The organism is Schaalia canis (genome assembly GCF_003858455.1).
Taxonomy (GTDB): domain Bacteria; phylum Actinomycetota; class Actinomycetes; order Actinomycetales; family Actinomycetaceae; genus Pauljensenia; species Pauljensenia canis.
This window is the reverse complement of sequence record NZ_RQZF01000052.1, coordinates 1-355: the sequence shown is the minus strand read 5'-3', so window position 1 is coordinate 355 and position 355 is coordinate 1. Positions and strand designations below refer to the sequence as shown.

Sequence of the window (355 nt, the reverse complement as noted above, 5' to 3'; positions counted from 1 at the left end):
ACTCTTGAGAGCGGGTCAATTCAACTTCTACGCGCTACTGCCCTTTTAGAAGGTTTATCCACCAACGGCCCGGCGAGCGCCGCACTATTGACCGCTCTCAAGGCTGACAATCTGATTGATCGTGTTGGCTTGGCTGGTGGGTATGCCTACATGGGCAGTGGGGATGAAGCCCTCCCTTATGCTCAAGCGTTACGGGAAGTATTCCGCACGGGTGAACCCCACCTGGCCTCCATTGACCCCGCCTTGTCCAGCGCTTACGCCACGAGCATGATCAGCTTTATTAATGGTGCGCGTTTTGACGGGGCAATGCCAGGCAACGACATCCACGCCCTGTCCTACCTGTTGCATGGCTCTA

Annotated in this window: 1 protein-coding gene; it reads left to right on the top strand. The window is 56.1% G+C overall.

Features of this window, described 5'->3' with window-relative positions:
- The coding region (locus EII11_RS10665; protein WP_165867174.1) for a hypothetical protein at positions 1 to 355 on the top strand (355 nt) is incomplete at both ends.